This is a genomic window from Rhodococcus sp. IEGM 1241 (genome assembly GCF_033142365.1).
Lineage (GTDB): Bacteria > Actinomycetota > Actinomycetes > Mycobacteriales > Mycobacteriaceae > Rhodococcus_F > Rhodococcus_F erythropolis.
In genome coordinates, this window is the sequence record NZ_JAWLSE010000003.1 from 128533 (window position 1) to 145034 (window position 16502).

17 protein-coding genes are annotated in these 16502 nt (G+C 60.9%); 5 read left to right on the forward strand and 12 right to left on the reverse strand.

The annotated features are described in order from the left end of the window. The first annotated feature begins 40 nt into the window (after positions 1-40). Positions 41-1213: a multidrug effflux MFS transporter gene (locus R4P70_RS15560; RefSeq protein WP_317831072.1), complete on the forward strand. Its 1173-nt coding sequence runs from the start codon at positions 41-43 to the stop codon at positions 1211-1213. Here the strand turns inward: R4P70_RS15560 and R4P70_RS15565 are convergent. From R4P70_RS15565 to R4P70_RS15585, 5 genes are all read right to left on the reverse strand, one after another. Beyond that, complete coding sequence (locus tag R4P70_RS15565; protein WP_019747982.1) at positions 1210-1980, reverse strand: siderophore-interacting protein; 771 nt, start codon at positions 1978-1980, stop codon at positions 1210-1212. The genes R4P70_RS15560 and R4P70_RS15565 overlap by 4 nt on opposite strands. Before the next feature lie 297 nt (positions 1981-2277). Further along, complete coding sequence (locus R4P70_RS15570; protein WP_003942721.1) at positions 2278-2637, reverse strand: histone-like nucleoid-structuring protein Lsr2; 360 nt, start codon at positions 2635-2637, stop codon at positions 2278-2280. 402 nt (positions 2638-3039) lie between these two features. After that, positions 3040-4167 (reverse strand): DNA-processing protein DprA, encoded by a 1128-nt coding sequence (gene dprA / locus R4P70_RS15575; RefSeq protein WP_097387489.1) that lies wholly within the window; start codon positions 4165-4167, stop codon positions 3040-3042. Continuing rightward, positions 4164-5672: a YifB family Mg chelatase-like AAA ATPase gene (locus tag R4P70_RS15580; protein WP_317830986.1), complete on the reverse strand. Its 1509-nt coding sequence runs from the start codon at positions 5670-5672 to the stop codon at positions 4164-4166. The genes dprA and R4P70_RS15580 overlap by 4 nt, the downstream gene beginning before the upstream one ends. Then, on the reverse strand, positions 5672-6028 hold the full coding sequence (locus tag R4P70_RS15585; RefSeq protein WP_264610418.1) for a YraN family protein: 357 nt from the start codon (positions 6026-6028) through the stop codon (positions 5672-5674). Before R4P70_RS15585 ends, R4P70_RS15580 begins: the two co-directional genes overlap by 1 nt. 261 nt (positions 6029-6289) lie before the next feature. Between R4P70_RS15585 and R4P70_RS15590 the strand changes: the two genes are divergently transcribed. After that, positions 6290-7024, forward strand: a complete 735-nt coding sequence (locus R4P70_RS15590) for a hypothetical protein (protein WP_259118566.1) — start codon at positions 6290-6292, stop codon at positions 7022-7024. A 115-nt stretch (positions 7025-7139) separates the two neighbouring features. Here the strand turns inward: R4P70_RS15590 and R4P70_RS15595 are convergent, their stop codons facing one another. Next, on the reverse strand, positions 7140-7946 hold the full coding sequence (locus tag R4P70_RS15595; RefSeq protein WP_020907299.1) for a helix-turn-helix transcriptional regulator: 807 nt from the start codon (positions 7944-7946) through the stop codon (positions 7140-7142). Positions 7947-8090: 144 nt separating this feature from the next. Between R4P70_RS15595 and R4P70_RS15600 the strand changes: the two genes are divergently transcribed. The 3 genes from R4P70_RS15600 to R4P70_RS15610 all read left to right on the forward strand — a co-directional run bounded on the left by R4P70_RS15600 (position 8091) and on the right by R4P70_RS15610 (position 10693). After that, on the forward strand, positions 8091-9098 hold the full coding sequence (locus tag R4P70_RS15600) for an iron-siderophore ABC transporter substrate-binding protein (RefSeq protein WP_317830987.1): 1008 nt from the start codon (positions 8091-8093) through the stop codon (positions 9096-9098). 82 nt (positions 9099-9180) lie between these two features. Next, the gene (locus R4P70_RS15605) at positions 9181-9414 is read left to right on the forward strand and encodes a hypothetical protein (RefSeq protein WP_019747974.1); all 234 of its coding nucleotides are present in this window, start codon (positions 9181-9183) and stop codon (positions 9412-9414) included. A 97-nt stretch (positions 9415-9511) separates the two neighbouring features. Beyond that, positions 9512-10693, forward strand: coding sequence for an RtcB family protein (locus R4P70_RS15610; RefSeq protein WP_317830988.1), 1182 nt, complete (start codon positions 9512-9514; stop codon positions 10691-10693). Between the two features lie 65 nt (positions 10694-10758). On the opposite strand, the gene R4P70_RS15615 is transcribed toward R4P70_RS15610, so the two are convergent. The 6 genes from R4P70_RS15615 to R4P70_RS15640 form a co-directional block, all read right to left on the reverse strand. Beyond that, positions 10759-11064 (reverse strand): DUF2469 domain-containing protein, encoded by a 306-nt coding sequence (locus R4P70_RS15615; protein WP_003942715.1) that lies wholly within the window; start codon positions 11062-11064, stop codon positions 10759-10761. Between the two features lie 37 nt (positions 11065-11101). Next, positions 11102-11782 (reverse strand): ribonuclease HII, encoded by a 681-nt coding sequence (locus R4P70_RS15620; protein ID WP_019747972.1) that lies wholly within the window; start codon positions 11780-11782, stop codon positions 11102-11104. 50 nt (positions 11783-11832) lie between these two features. Next, the gene (gene lepB / locus R4P70_RS15625) at positions 11833-12636 is read right to left on the reverse strand and encodes a signal peptidase I (RefSeq protein WP_317830989.1); all 804 of its coding nucleotides are present in this window, start codon (positions 12634-12636) and stop codon (positions 11833-11835) included. A gap of 55 nt (positions 12637-12691) precedes the next feature. After that, positions 12692-13033 carry a 50S ribosomal protein L19 gene (gene rplS, locus R4P70_RS15630; protein ID WP_003942791.1) on the reverse strand — a complete coding sequence of 114 codons (342 nt, stop codon included), beginning with the start codon at positions 13031-13033 and terminating at the stop codon, positions 12692-12694. A gap of 89 nt (positions 13034-13122) precedes the next feature. Further along, positions 13123-14010, reverse strand: a complete 888-nt coding sequence (locus R4P70_RS15635; protein ID WP_003942742.1) for a hypothetical protein — start codon at positions 14008-14010, stop codon at positions 13123-13125. A 105-nt stretch (positions 14011-14115) separates the two neighbouring features. After that, positions 14116-16461, reverse strand: a complete 2346-nt coding sequence (locus R4P70_RS15640; protein ID WP_205907782.1) for a Tex family protein — start codon at positions 16459-16461, stop codon at positions 14116-14118. Positions 16462-16502: the final 41 nt, after the last annotated feature.

Consider the following 16502-nt stretch of genomic DNA (forward strand, 5'->3'; position numbering starts at 1 on the left):
CCGATAGGGTTGATCGGTGAATCGAGCAATTCCTCTGAAGATGTTGTGTGTACTGGCACTGATTTCCGCAATCGCTCCACTGTCCATCGACATGTACCTGCCCGGCCTACCTTTGATGGCGGATGCACTCGACACTACTGCGGCCAGCGTTCAGCTCACGCTGACCACCTTCATGGCAGGCCTCGGAATCGGCCAGCTGATCATCGGTCCGATCTCCGACGGACTTGGCAGGCGACGAATACTGCTGGCCGCGACAATCGTCACGGCACTGAGCGGCGCGGCATGCGCTGTGGCGCCGAACATCGAGTTTCTCATCGGTGCACGACTCGTCCAGGGCTTGAGTGGAGGCGCTGCCATCGTTCTTGCCCGCGCTTGTATTGCCGACCGAGCGCGTGGCGACGACGCAGCGAAGCTCTTCAGCATCATGATGATCATCGGCGGTATCGCTCCCGTGGTCGCGCCACTGATCGGCGGCGCACTTCTGGGTCCCGTCGGATGGCGCGGGATCTTCTGGGTCCTGGCTGTCGCGGGCGCTGTGATGGTGGCTGGTGTCGTTTTGCTCGTTCCCGAGACACTTCCACCCGAGCGACGCCATGGCGGTGGTTTGAAGGCCCTGATCTCGAATCTGCAGTACGTGGTCCGAAACCGGCACTACCTCGGATATGCGCTCGCATTCGTCTTCGGATTCGGCGCCTTGTTCGCGTACATCTCCGCGTCACCGTTCGTCGTTCAGAATGTTCTCGGGCTGAGTCCGTCACAATTCTCGATCGTGTTCGCAGTGAACGCCACCGGAATGGTCACGGCAGCGATGACCACCACTCGCCTGCTCGGTCGCGTCGGAGCTCGCACACTGCTGCGTTTCGGGGTGTGCCTGCTCCTCATTGGTGGCGCCGTATTGTTCTGTACCAGCGTGGTTTTCAGTTCCACGAATACGTGGCTGATCTTGGTCCCGCTGTTCGTGGCGATTTCGAGCATCGGGTTCATCATGGGCAATGCAACCGCTCTCGCCCAAGGAGAGGTCACCAACGCGGCCGGAACTGGTTCAGCCCTGATGGGAGCGGGCCAGTTCGGCTTGGCAGCGCTGGTTTCGCCGTTGGTGGGAATTGCGGGAGAAGACACTGCCGTGCCGATGGCAATCGCAATTCCCACCTTCGGAGTTCTCGCGGCCGTTGCGCTCGTGTTGCTGACTCGCGGCAAGGCCGCCGCGAGTTAGTTTTCGGCCGCGGCGAGTTCGGACTTCCAGACCCGGAAGCCTTCTTCGGTGCGACCACGACGCCAATAGCCGGAAATAGAAGCAGCCGCCGCCGGGACATTTCGTTCCTTGCGAATGTACGGCCGGAGGTTGTGCATGACGGCTTGTGCTTCACCGTGAATGAACACGTGCGGTTCGCCAGGCAACCATTCGAGTGCCTTGACCGCGGCGACAACCGGAGCGTTGTCGCCAGCTAATTCTTCGCCGACAGCATCGGACGATGCTCCGCGATGCAGCCAGGTCACGGCAATACCTTCTGGGGCATCGAGCGCGATTTCGTCTTCCGGCCCCCCGACTTCGACGACGGCGTAGCCGACCGCATCCGGCGCCAATCTCGCTATCGAAGCAGTAATAGCAGGTATTGCGGTCTCGTCTCCGACGAAGAGATACCAATCAGCGGATGGTGACGGCGAAAACGCGCCACCCGGTCCACGCAGGGTAATCTCAGCGCCCGGCTGAACGGACGCGGCCCACGGACCTGCAACTCCCATGTCGCCGTGGACGACAAAATCGATTGCAATCTCTTTGGCATCAAGATCGTACGAACGAATCGTGTAGGTGCGCAGTATCGGCTGATCAGGAGTGCCGAATTCGATCTTTACATAGGAATCGCTGTATTCGCTGGGAGTGAAGGACTCGAAGCCCGGCCCCCCGAGAAACACTCGCACCATATGGGGAGTCAATTGTTCGGTCCGCAGAACCGTCAATGCAGTTGTCGGCTTGGCCACAGAAAGATCCTTCCAAAAGTTAGCGTTACCTAACTAAGGTACACGACAATTGCAGCGCATGGACAAAATGCCTCCCCCGGTACATCCGCCCCCCGCGCGCGACAGACCACGGTGCGCAACGAAATAAACCGACCACTCTGCCGGGTAAATTCGTCGGTGGCAGCCAAATTTCCGAATCAGGACTCGTGCATGATCAGGCAGCACATCGCTATCGGAGAAATTCAGCAAAGCAATAGTAAAATACGCCTCTGGCCCCCGGCGAGGTTCGCCAGGGGCCAGAGGAGGTATTAATTCAACCTAGTGTGCAGCGTCGAAAGCATCGATGATTTCCGCTTTGATACGCCCGCGCGGAGCAACTTCGTAACCGTTCTTACCCGCCCAATCACGAATGGCCTGGAGCGTCTCCTTGGAGCGGCCAGAACCCGACGTGGCCTGCGGAGATGCAGCCTGCGCCTTCTTGCCACGCTTCCCGCTCACCTTCGCCGCCGCCTCGACGAACGGCTTCACCGCAGCGTCGAACTTCTCTGCATTGGTGGCGCGCAGATCGATCACGTAATCCGTTCCCTGGTAAGAGAACTCAATTCGATCACCGAATCCATCGTCAATCGGCTTACCGTCAAGGTCGTCGATGAGTTGCCGAATCAGCTTCTCAGCCATTGCACTCCTCTTTCAATGATCGATTCAATTCTCCTTCACAATACACAGATAGAGCGTTGATGAACAAAAGAAGTCCGGAAACCTGTGCCATTTCCGAACAGACTCAATGGTCCGAATTAGCAGCGGGTTAACGACGCACCAATCAATACCCGCACTCAGGGGATCCAGACTAATCAGACTTCAAAGCACATTGACCTGAGACTTTCCTGAGGCCCGTTAAATTCACGGCCAGGTCTGCAAAGCTGGGTCGAGAATAACGCTGCACACAGGCCGATCGAGTTCACGAAAAGCAGTCCTGACGTGCAATTACCAGCATCGCGAGGGTATTCGAGTTTCGTTCTCGCCGGAACGTTAGTGGGCATCGCCACCCGCCCACCGGACGAGCACAATCAAGTTCACGCGCTACCGCGTCCGAAACCATCCACTCGAATCAGAACTCGCAAACCCCTCGAGTTCGAGCAGAGGAAGAGTTGCACGAACCTGCGTTATGAGCAATCCCGATTCCTCGGACAGCTCACGCGTACTACGTGAACCTGTTCCCGGCAATGCTTCGTATACCAATCGAGAATTGCCCCGCAATGCGTCGATGTCACGTGTAGCGGCTGCATCCTCCGCGGAATCCCCGACACCAAATGGACCTGACGCTTCGACTACATCCACGGCATTGGAAACGAGTTGCGCTTCACCTTCGCGGATCATCCGGTGACATCCGGTCGACGATGCCGAAGTAACCGGCCCGGGCACCGCCATTACCGGCCGGCCCAATTTCCGGGCCCAATTGGCGGTATTGCGTGCACCACTGCGCCAACCCGCCTCGACCACCACTACTCCGTCCGACAACGCAGCTACCAGTCGATTCCTTGCCAGAAACCGGAACTTTGCAGGTGTTGTGCCCGGTGGATACTCACTTATCACTGCACCCGAACTCGCTATCTGTTTGAGTAGTCGAGCATGCCCTGACGGATACGCTCGATCGACCCCACAGGCCAAGACAGCCAGTGTGTTTCCACCTACGCCCAAAGCAGCGCGGTGCGCGGCCCCGTCGATACCGAAGGCCGCCCCGGAAATCACGGTCCATCCGTCGACAGCGAGGTCACCGGCAATCTCTGCCGTCACGTGTTCGCCGTACGCAGTAGATGCTCGCGTGCCGACAATCCCAACCGATCTCTCGGTCAGATCAACCAAATCCCCGGACCCCAACACCCACAACACAAATGGCGCCGTCTCACCCCCGGAGGCATCGAGTCCGTCGAAGGAAAGCATTCGCCACGCCGGCCAATCGGCGCAGTTCGGTGTTACGAGTCTGCCACCCATCGCCTCCATCAGGTCGAGGTCTCGTTGGGCTGTGTCGATGTGAGCGCGGGCTCGCGTCTTGTCCTCGATCGCGGGTGGCAGATCGCCGTTGCGGACCGCCCTCGCAGTTTCTTCGACCCCGAGCTCGTCGATCAACATGGACATATACGCGCTTGGGCCCTGCACGACGCGGGACAGATATGCCCAAGCGAGTAGTCGCGGATCGTGCGCAGTCATTGGAATCCCCTGTCTCGGAAGTCGAGTGCGGTGACAACTTGGTCTGGTCCGGGCATCGCCTCACCTGCCAGATCGGCGACACTCCAGGCAACCCGCAACGCTCGGTCCGCCCCACGAGCAGTGATGACACCTTTGCGCAGCGCCCGTTCCACCGGCGCCAGCGCCGCACGCGAGAGTCTGAACTTCTGTCTCAACGCCGGCCCTGGTACTTCCGCGTTGGTCCGCCACCCGTACTCACTCCACCGCTGGGCTGCAGTGTCTCGAGCCGCCGCCACGCGCGCACGAACATCGCCGGTACTTTCCCCTACTTCGTCGATCAGCGCTCCGGTTGCAACGGCCTGCATCCGGACCCTGATGTCGACTCGGTCCAAGAGCGGGCCGGACAATTTCCCCAGGTAACGGCGACGCGCCGCGGGTGCGCAGACGCAGTCCGCGTCTCGCGGCGGCGCGCATGGGCAGGGATTGGCGGCCAGGATCAGCTGGAACCGCGCCGGGTACCGCGCAACTCCGTCCCGCCGGGCGATTCGTACTTCCCCGTCTTCGAGTGGCGTGCGTAGCGCTTCGAGCACCTTCACCCCGATCTCGGCACATTCGTCGAGAAACAGCACGCCGCGATGGGCGCGGCTGACCGCACCAGGACGAGCCATCCCACTACCACCACCCACCAGCGAACTGACCGACGAACTGTGATGCGGCGCAATGAAAGGCGGCATATCGATCAACGGCCGATCCTCCGGCAACACCCCCGCCACCGAATGAATCGCCGTCACCTCCAACGACTCCCCCTCCGTCAACGGCGGAAGAATCCCCGGAAGCCTCTGCGCCAACATCGTTTTCCCGATCCCCGGCGGACCCGTCAACATCAAATGATGCGCACCCGCCGCAGCAACCTCGATCGCCCACCGAGCATCCGTCTGCCCGACAACCTCACTCAAATCACGCACCGTCACCACATCCGCACGCTCGAAAACAGCAGGAACAGCCAGCGCCAACTCACCACGCAACCACCCGATCACCGCAGACAGATCGTCAGCTCCCAGCACTTCGATCCCCTTCACCAGGTCCGCCTCAGCCAACGCCCGAGCTGGAACCACCACAGTCCCCCACCCCGCCCGCTTCGCCGCAAGCACCGCAGGCAACACACCACGCACCGACCGCAAACGACCGTCGAGTGCCAACTCCCCCAAAAACACAGTCTCCCGCAACAACTTCCGCGGCAACTTCTTCGCCGCATCGAGAACCGACAACGACAAAGCCAAATCGTAAACGCTGCCCACCTTCGGCAACGTCGCCGGCGACAACGCCAAAATCACCTTGCTGTCCGGCCACTCCTCACCAGAATTGGTCACCGCCGCGCGAATCCGATCACGCGACTCGTGCAACGCAGTATCAGGCAGCCCCACCAAATGCACCGCAGGCAACCCGCGCCCGATATCCGCCTCGATCTCCACGATCTGCCCGTCCACGCCACTGACCGCAACAGAATGCGCCCGCCCCAACGCCATCAGAACGCATCCACAAAATGCTCGACCGAAGGCACGCCGTCGCGGCCGATCAACACCGCCACCACATCGAAACGCACCCTCGACCACGACCGACCCGAATCAGCCAGCCACTGCATCGCCAACACCCGAATCCGACGCTGCTTCGCGAACGTCACCGACTCCGCCGGACTCCCGTACCCGACACCCGAGCGAGTCTTCACCTCCACGAACACAATCCGATCACCGGACGTCGCAACAACATCCAACTCGCCGTACCGACAACGCCAATTGCGCTCGACAATCTCCAAACCCGCATCAACCAGGAACTCGACAGCCACATCCTCGCCCCGAGCCCCCAACGCCATATTCCTCGCCATCACAGCCCCCACCACTCACACCCCGCGCCCGCCCATACGAAACGCGTCCCAACCACCACCCTCGACCCACCACCACAAAACCAAGCCACCCGAAAACAACCTGTTGACAACTCAGAACCTGTGGAATTCGGCAGCGCGACACACCAACGGCGACCCGAACCCTGACAATTTTCTGAAATCCCCACAATTTGGACGAAAGTCCAGTAGAACTAGTTACAGTTTTGCTCAAACCGTCACGCACCCCGCTGAATGGAGTTCTACATGGCCCGCCGCTCACTTCGCCACGCAGTAGCAACCACTACATCCCTCGTTCTCCTCGCCGCCGGCGTCACCGTTGGACTTGGAGCCTCGGTGGCGCAAGCAGCACCGGCATGCGCGCTCAACCAGTCGGTCACCGACGATTGGCCCGGTTCCGTCTGGACGCCCTACACCGTCAGCAAGCAGGTTGTCGGCGACGGCAAGGTCGCAGCGGGTCAGACGGTCACCTACATCACCAAGGTTTCCGGTTCGGGAGCACTCGTCAACGAGATCCGCGATTTCCACCCGGCGGGATTCCAGCTGGTGAAGGCTCGCCTGAACGTCAAATGGCTTATCGGCGACCAGAAGTGGGACGACGTCACCAAGACCGTCGTTGTCGGCAACAACTCCGTGGTGGCAAAGGGCGGCGGATGGACCACTGCGGGCGGCGGCGTCATCGCTTTGGAAACCACCTACAAAGTTCCCGATAACGCAGTTGTAGGCACGCAGCTCGACAGCGGCGCCGGCACCAACATTGTGCTGGCGGCGGGCGACTGGAACATCAATCCGATGGGCGTCTGCGTCACCATCCGGCAGCCGAACCCCGTCGAGGCGGGCGCCGGAAGCCTCGAGGACATGGGCTTCGGCTCACTCAACTCCGGATCAGGCCAGGTATTCGGCTCCCTGACCGACCCGCAGGGGTCGATGACCAATGTCATCAGCGGTGTCTTGGGCAATGTGCTCGGCAACATGAGCTGACTCAGTTCAGATTAGTAAATCGGCCGAGCTACCAGCAGATGCTGGTAGCTCGGCCCATTTCTACGTTGCCGAACAAAGCTTTGCCGTCAACCGAGTTCAAGAAATCATCAGCAAATCACCGCATCAGCTTTCCGCCGTACCGGGCCGGCGTCGTACCGAAGGTTTCCCGAAATGCGGCGATGAACCCACTGCTGGTGCGGTAACCAACCTGCGGGGCAACGTCATTGACACCCTCACCCCGCGCGAGCATCTCGAGCGATGCGTACATGCGTGCTCGAGTTCTCCACTGCCCGAAGGTAATCCCGGTATCGGCGACAAAGGCTCGCATCAAGGTCTTGGAACTGACCCCGAGTTCGCCCGCCCACTCCCCCAGCGTCCGTGAGTCTGCCGGATCGGCAAGGATGCGGGCAGAAACCGAACTCGCCGCAGCATTACGAGGAACCGCGAGGACGTCGTGCCGTTCGGGCGCGGCAGCAAGAATGTCGTAGAGCAACTCCTGACTCATCAACCGCCGAGCATCGTCGATGGTCCGATCTGCGAGATGACGCAGCAATTGAGCGGACAGAGCATCGACTTCGAGAACAAGTGGCTGAGTCCACCGCGGCCCGGCAGGGCGGAGATCCGGACGCGCATAGGCCGCAATCATGCACCCCTCCGTCAGAAGTGTCATGTCGTGGAGAACGGTGCCCGGCAACCAGACCAAGTGCTCGCTGTGCAGGTGCCACACATTGCCTCCGGCAGCGATCTGCATCGTCCCTTCACTCATCCAGGCGATCTGATGCTCGGGGTGTCGATGAGCTCCGTACGCAGTCACTCCGTCGACGACGTTGGTGTAGACCTGAAAATCTTTGAATGTCCGTCCGCGACTATCGGGTAGCGCTAGCAAGGACTTTGGACGAGTCGAGTAACCAATAGTGGACATTTTGCGTCTTTCTGGGCGTATCCGAGTCCATTCTGAAGGATGGACCGACGATCCTGCAAAGGTTAGCCTCACTTTATTGCTGACGCGACCAGTTCAGCACTTCACGCGGAACTCAGATCACTTCGCCCACCACTTCGAAGGAGCATGCACGTGCCCTCACGTAGCACCCGAATCCTCGCCGCCTTATTCACGACGGCCGCGATCATCGGGTTCTCCACCGCCTGTGGAACCTCGCAAGGCGTCGACACCGCATCAGCGACCCAGAGCAACGACGCATTCCCCGTGACGATCGAGCACGCACAGGGTTCGACGACCATCGATGCCGAACCGCGGCGGGTAGTGACACTCGGATACACCGATCACGAACCACTGCTCGCCTTGGGAGTCGAACCCGTCGGCATGGCCGAATGGTGGGGGTCCGGCATGGATGAAAGCTGGCCGTGGACGAAGGACTACTGGAAGGGGAAAACTCCGACCTACATCAACAGCGGCCGAGACTTCAACTTCGAGCAAATCGCCTCCCTCGCACCAGATCTGATCCTAGCGCTGTACGCCGACATCGACGCGGAGACCTACAAGAAGCTGACCTCGATTGCGCCGACTGTCGCGCAGAGCAAGGACTACGACGCATACACAACGCCGTGGACCGACATGACACTCACCGCCGGGCGCGCCCTCGGCAAAGAACCACAAGCTCAGCAACTGATCGCGGATACCGAAAACGCGTTTGCCACCGCTCGCGCTGCACACCCGGAGTTTTCCGGGCAAACCGCAACGATCGTCAACCTCGACACTCCCGAGGGATACGTGTTCTCGTCGCACGACCCACGCGGCATCTTCCTCTCGTCACTCGGATTCACCCTCCCCCCGACGGTCGACGCATTCGTCGGCGACCAGTTCGGCGACTGGCTGCCGAACGAGCGATACGACATCCTCGAACCCGTTGATCGTTTGATCGTGATGGCCGATCCGGAGGGAGAGAAGGCCCTCCCCGGCAACACTCTCTACCAGCGGCTACCCGCTGTGAAAAACGGAAATGCGATAGTCGTGCGATACACCGCAGATCCACCCGTCGGCGCGGCGATGTCCGGCAATACCGTCCTGAGCATTCCGTACGCCATAGACCAACTGTCCGCCACATTGTCGAAGTAATAAACAATTCCAGGTATCGAAAATATGTTCGAATGATGCTAGCCTCAAACCCAGGAAGCACTCACGGACATCGAGGATCACCATGGACGAGGTACCGGAGACAGCGCTAGATCTTGCACGACTCGATCTGGCTCGGCTGGTCGACGAGTTGACGGTTCTCGACCAGCGACGCGTCGACATCGGCGAGAGCTTGGTTCAACTCGAGTACCTCTACGCCAGGATGGGCGCACGGCAACAGGCAGATGCTGCCCGAAAAGCCTTCCAGGAGAAGTACGTCGGTCGAATCTACGAACTCGCAGACGGTCTGCGCACCTGAAAAGAGGTTGCACACAACCACTGACGGAGCGCATGGTCATTCCTGCACGACACACCGGACCGATCGGTTCGGCTGTGAACTATGTGGGAGAAATCTGATGGAGAAGATCACCAAGAGGCTGTGGAACTGGGCATCGATACTCGACGAGAACACTCGCGAGCAAGCGCTGCGTACGTCCCAGATGCCTTTTGTCCGTCCACATCTGGCACTTATGCCGGATGCGCACCTCGGTGCGGGAGCGACGGTGGGTTCGGTCATTCCGACGGAAGGCGCAATCATGCCCGCCGCCGTCGGAGTCGATATCGGCTGCGGAATGATCGCGGTCAAAACCCAGTTCAGTGCACGCGACCTTCAAGGCCGCGACCTGAGCGTTCTTCGCCACAGCATCGAACGCTCCGTTCCGCTCTCGGCAGGTGTCTACAACAAGACGCTGAGCGACACGGCGCAAATCCGCATCGCAGAACTCGAGGCAATTGCGGGCGATCGCCTGGCCTTCTACGACAAGTTCAAGAACAACTGGAGGTTTCAGCTCGGAACGCTGGGTTCTGGCAACCACTTCATCGAGGTGACGCTCGACGAGAGCGACGGCGTCTGGCTGTTCCTGCACTCGGGCAGCCGCGGTATCGGAAACAAGCTCGCACAGCATCACATCAAGATCGCCAAGGACTTGTGCGAGCGGTGGTACATCAACCTTCCCGATCCGGATCTTGCCTACCTGGTCGAGAAGACGCCCGAATTCGACTCGTACATCACCGATCTCAACTGGGCTCAGCACTTCGCTCTGCTCAACCGCGAAGAGATGATGGACCGCGTGGTGAAGGACTTCGCGCACTTCATGGGTGACGGCAAGCCCGCGATCATCGACGAAGTCGAGCGGATCAACTGCCACCACAACTTCACCCAGAAGGAGTTCCATATGGGCCGGGGTGTGTGGCTGAGCCGTAAGGGTGCGATCAAGGCAGACGAGGGCACGCCCGGGCTCATCCCCGGTTCGATGGGAACCGCGAGTTACGTCGTCGTCGGGAAGGGAAACGTGGCGTCGTTCAAGTCCAGCCCCCACGGCGCGGGTCGGGTGTACGGACGTAACCAGGCACGCAAGACCTTTACCATCGAAGATCTCGACAAGGCGATGGTCGGCATCGAATACAAGCGTTCCGCGGCGTTCCTCGACGAGATCCCGGGTGCGTACAAGGACATCGACGTCGTGATGGACGACGCGAAGGACTTGGTCGAGATTCGACACACGCTGCGTCAGATCGTGAATGTCAAGGGCGACTGACCCCGCGCAACTCCGCGAAATGCAAAGTGCCCCGCCGATATCGGCGGGGCACCTTGTTGTCAAGATCAGTCAGGAAGGCGCAGATCCGGCTTGTCCAGCTCTTCGATGTTGACGTCCTTGAACGTCACGACGCGCACGTACTTCACGAATCGCGCCGGGCGGTACATGTCCCACACCCAGGCGTCGGACATCCGCAGTTCGAAGTAGATCTCCCCGTCTGAATTGTGGGGCAGCAACTCGACCGTGTTGGCCAGGTAGAAACGTCGTTCGGTCTCCACGACGTAGGAGAACTGTCCGACGATGTCCCGGTATTCACGGTAGAGCGACAGCTCCATCTCGGTTTCGTACTTCTCGAGATCCTCGGCACTCATCGGTTTAGCCAGTCCTCCCAGTTCGTCTGAACGTCCATCATCCCGTACGGCCCGCGCGTTGTTCCAACCGGACTCCCGCAGCCACCACGTTTGCGTACGTCATGCGATGCTCGGGGCACGGCCCCAGCTCGTCGAGAGCGTCCATGTGCAGTGGCGTGCTGTATCCCTTGTGAATCGCGAAGCCGTATCCGGGATGAGTGTCGTCCATCTCGGTCATCACACGATCTCGGGTCACCTTCGCGAGAACGCTCGCCGCGGCGATGCATGCAGCGGCGCCGTCACCGCCGATAACTGGTAGCGACGGAGCCGTCAGACCCGGAACCCGGAACCCGTCGGTGAGGACGTAGCCCGGTTCGAGGTCGAGGCCCGCGACTGCTCGACGCATCCCCTCGATGTTGGCGACGTGGATACCGATCTGATCGACTTCCGCAGCGGGTACCGAAACGACACTCCACGCCAACGCCAAGCGCTTGATCGCCGGGAAAAGCTCCTCGCGCGCACGTTCGGTCAGCTTCTTCGAATCGTCGAGCCGCGCCAGTGCCGCTTGCGGTTTCGGCGCCAGGACACACGCTGCAATGACGAGTGGACCAGCGCACGCTCCGCGCCCGGCTTCGTCGACGCCGGCGACCGGACCGAGTCCGGTTCGCGCCAACGCAGACTCCATCGTCCGCAGACCTGCCGATCTGCGAATGACAACGCGAGGGGGCCAACTACTCACTGTCTCTGCCTACTCGGAACTACGCGAATCCATGTGTGCGGTACGACAACTCAATTGCCCTGAATATCAGGCGCATCGATGCCGCCCATTCGCGACGGGGGAAGAACGATGAATCGAGCTTGACCGATGATGTTCTCGATCGGGACGGTTCCCTGGAACTCGTCGTCGACGTGGTAGCGCGAGTCGGCGGAATTGCTGCGGTTGTCACCCATGACCCACACGTGGCCCTCGGGAACGGTGATCGGTCCGAAGCAGCGGCCCGACTTCAATTCGGTGTCACACGTTTGTGTTCCCGGAGTGAACGGGAAATCCATCTTGATGTACGGCTCGTCGAGTGGTTTGCCGTCGACCAGGACTCGGCCCTGATCGTCACAGCATTCGACGGTCTGGCCGCCGGTGGCGATCACTCGCTTGACCAAGTCGTTCTCGTCCGGCGGAACGAGGCCGACCCACGAACCGACCTCTTGAATGCCGCGAACGACAACGTTGTCGGACCGATTGGACACATATTTCGTGTTCCACGAATCGGGTCCCTTGAAGACGACGACGTCGCCGGGTTCCGGATCGCCGAAGCGGTATCCGATCTTCTCCACCACGATGCGGTCACCGGTACATCCCGCACAGCCGTGCAGTGTCGGTTCCATCGACTCGGATGGGATGAGAAAAACTCTGAAGACAAATGCCTGAAGGACGATGCTGAGTACCAGCGCTACGCCGATCAGAACAGGGAGTTCTCGCAGGAACGATCGCTGTTTCTTCTGCGGCCGATGTGAGGTCGGTTCCGCGGAACCGCTTGATCCCTCGTGATTCTCGGGTCCGGACGACAATGCCTGCTCCTTCGAAGAATCTGCCACAGAAACCAGATTAGCCCGACACCGCGCGTACGCGGTGCCGGGCTCATCGGAAAGATCAGCGCTTTTCCTTGATCTTCGCCTTCTTGCCACGAAGCTCACGGAGGTAGTACAGCTTGGCGCGACGGACGTCACCGCGGGTCAGAACCTCGATGGAGGCCAGCGTGGGGCTGTGAACCGGGAAGGTGCGCTCGACGCCGACGCCGAAGGAGACCTTACGGACGGTGAAGGTCTCGCGAACGCCGCCGCCCTGGCGACGAATAACGACGCCCTTGAAGACCTGCACGCGCTCCTTGGAGCCTTCGATAACCTTGACGTTCACGTTGAGCGTGTCGCCGGGACGGAACTCGGGGATGTCGTCGCGGAGCGACTTTTTGTCCAGGAAGTCCAGGGTGTTCATATGTCATCCTTGTATTTCGCAGGAGCAGAGGAACCGAGCGGCACGCGTTTCGGTCTCCCGAAACGGCGCTCGTCTGGTTCGTGCCCAGATCAAGTGCTGCTGCCTGGTCCAGGCAACCCGTCCATTGTGCCAGACGCGGATACCAGCGGGGAAATCGGTGGCGGCGGAGCCGCGTGAATGGTGTGGTCCAATTCCTGCTCGGCCGCCGTCATCGCATGCTCGACGCTCGGCGATCCGGCAATCAGATCCTGGACGTAGATCTTGGCCCTGATGACCGGTCGCCGCCACTTCCGCTCACGCTCGAGCGCGCGGTTCATCCGTTTCGGCTTACGCGTGTACCGCCAGCGAGCCCACGGTGCACCCGGCCGGCTCAAGCGAACCGCTCCGATTACCAGCAGCGGAAAGACGAACAGGCCGACGAGCCCCGTCCATATCTTCCCCTTGAGAATCACGATTGCCGCCAAGGCGAAGTTGATCAACGCGACAAAAACGAAGACCAATTTGATCCACGGATCCCGTTCTTCACGGAATCCGGCGACGTCGAGCAATTCGAGGGGGCGGAAACCCAGCAGCACCAGACCGGTCACGGCGATCGCGACGAAGACCGCATCCACCGAGGTCCGACCTTGCTCGGACCAGTACACATCCTTCAGATAGAAGATCAGTGCGAACTCGTCGAGCACCAACGCCGCACCCATACCGAAGATCGCCGCCAGGACGGCACCGGTGGTCTGCGAACCATCGACGTAGACCGCGATCAGCGCACCACCGGAGATCATCATGGCGATCACACCGAACACGACGTGATGCACGTGCTGACCTCCGGGCGCGATGTTGCCCGGCCACCATTTCACCTGCGCACGGATCATCCGGACGCTGAGACGGATGAAGAGGAAGGCAGAGAGGAATCCGAGCAGGAAGAACAGCAATGGCAATCGGCCATGGGCGATGATCTCGCGCTCGAGCCACTCCCGCATCACTGTCCTCCCTTCACCGAATTTCAGATCCGATCATTCTTCCGATTGATACCGCCAACCGACTCGAATGAGACGATACGGACTCCGAAAACCCGGCGGACGGAATTACTTGCCGAAGCCCGCCTTGCGCAGAGCGTCGGCCATCGACCCGGCAGCAGGCGCGCGGTTGTCCGGACGCGACTCGCGTCCACCCTGGCGTCCGCCACTACCTCGTTGCTGACCCTGCCCCTGCCCCTGACGCTGACCCTGTGGCTGGCCCTGACGCTGAGGTTGCCCACCTCGCGGGCCTTCGGACTTGCGGGGTGCGCCCACCTCGTCGTCGAGACGAAGCGTCAGCCCGATGCGTTGGCGTGCCTCGTCCACTTCGAGGACCTTCACCTTGACGACGTCACCTGACTTGACGACCTCGCGTGGGTCCTTGACGAAGTTGTGTGACATCGCCGAGACGTGAACCAGACCGTCCTGATGAACTCCGATGTCGACGAAGGCACCGAAGGCTGCGACGTTGGTGACCACACCTTCGAGAGTCATACCGGGCTTGAGATGCGCGACTTTCTCGATGCCTGCGGCAAAGGTCGCGGTCTTGAATTCGGGTCGTGGATCTCGTCCCGGCTTCTCCAACTCGGAGATGATGTCGGTGACGGTCGGTAGACCGAATCGCTCGTCGACGTAGTCCGACGCCGTGACCGATCGAAGTGCCTGCGAGTTTCCGATCACGGTGCGCACGTCGCCGCCGGCACTGGCAACGATCTTGCGAACCACCGGATATGCCTCCGGGTGGACGCTCGACGCGTCGAGCGGGTCGTCCCCGTCGGTGATCCGCAAGAAGCCTGCGCACTGCTCGAAAGCCTTGGGTCCCAGTCGGGAGACGTCCTTGAGTCCCTTGCGGGACTTGAACGGACCGTTCTGGTCCCGATGGGCGACGATGCTCTCCGCTAGGGAACCTGCGATTCCGGACACCCGAGCGAGCAGCGGCACGGACGCGGTGTTGACGTCGACGCCGACCGAGTTGACGGCATCCTCGACGACGGCGTCGAGGGAACGTGAGAGCAGCGATTCGGTGATGTCGTGCTGGTACTGACCGACACCGATGGACTTGGGATCGATCTTGACCAACTCCGCCAACGGATCCTGCAGGCGACGCGCAATGGACACCGCACCGCGAATCGAGACGTCGAGGTCGGGAAGTTCCTGCGACGCGTAGGCCGAAGCCGAGTACACCGATGCGCCTGCCTCGGAGACGACGATCTTGGTCAGGTTGGGCGCGCCGGTCTTCTTGATCAGTTCGGTAGCGAGCGTGTCGGTCTCGCGTGAGGCCGTGCCGTTGCCGATGGCGATCAGTTCGACGCCGTGCTTGGCGACCAGCCCGGCAAGCGTCGCAAGCGCCGCGTCCCACTTGTTCTGCGGCTGGTGCGGGTAAATCGTCTCGTATGCAACAACTTTGCCGGTTCCGTCGACGACGGCAACCTTCGTTCCGGTGCGAAATCCGGGGTCGAGTCCCATGGTGGGTCGGGCGCCGGCGGGAGCCGCGAGGAGTAGATCCTTGAGATTGGTGGCGAAGACGTCGACGGCGTCCTTTTCGGCCGACTGCCGCAGACGCATTCGAGTGTCGATACCGAGCGTGACGGCGAACTTCGTCTTCCACGCCCACTTGACGGTGTCGAGAAGCCACCCGTCGGCGGCCCGACCACGGTCGGCGATCTCGAACCGCGACGCGATGCGGCCTTCGTAGACCGTGCGCTCCCCCGGCGCGAGTTCTTCGGTGTCGGCCGCCATGTTGAGCGACAGCACTTCTTCCTTCTCTCCGCGCAGGACGGCGAGGATGCGGTGCGAGGGCAATTTGGAGAACGGTTCCGAGAACTCGAAGTAGTCAGCAAACTTCGAGCCATCGGTTTCTTTGCCCTTGCGGACCGATGAGACGACCTGGCCGCGGCTCCACATCAGCTCGCGCAATTCGCCGACCAGATCGGCGTCCTCGGCGAAGCGCTCCACGAGGATCGACCGGGCACCGTCGAGTTGCTCGTCCGAATACTGCGCGGGATCGGTGGTGGGATCTCCGATGAGAGCGTCCGCGACGGGCTCGTGGCCGGCCTCGCGGGCGATCTGCGCCTTGGTGCGCCGCTTCGGCTTGAAGGGGAGGTAGATGTCCTCCAGCCGCGCTTTTGTCTCGGCCAGCATGATCTGACCGCGCAGTTGATCGTCGAGTTTGCCCTGAGAGTCGATCTCCGTGAGCACGGCGTCACGACGGTCGTCGAGCTCGCGGAGATACCGCAGCCGCTCGTCCAGGAGTCGCAACTGGGCGTCGTCGAGCGTGCCGGTGACTTCCTTGCGGTACCGGGCGATGAAGGGCACCGTGGCTCCGCCGTCGAGAAGGTCGACTGCTGCTGCAACCTGGCCTTCGCGGACGTCGAGTTCCTCGGCAATGCGCTGGTTCACGGTCTTGAGAATCACGAGATCCGACCCTACCGCTATCCTGAGACAAGAAGATCGGC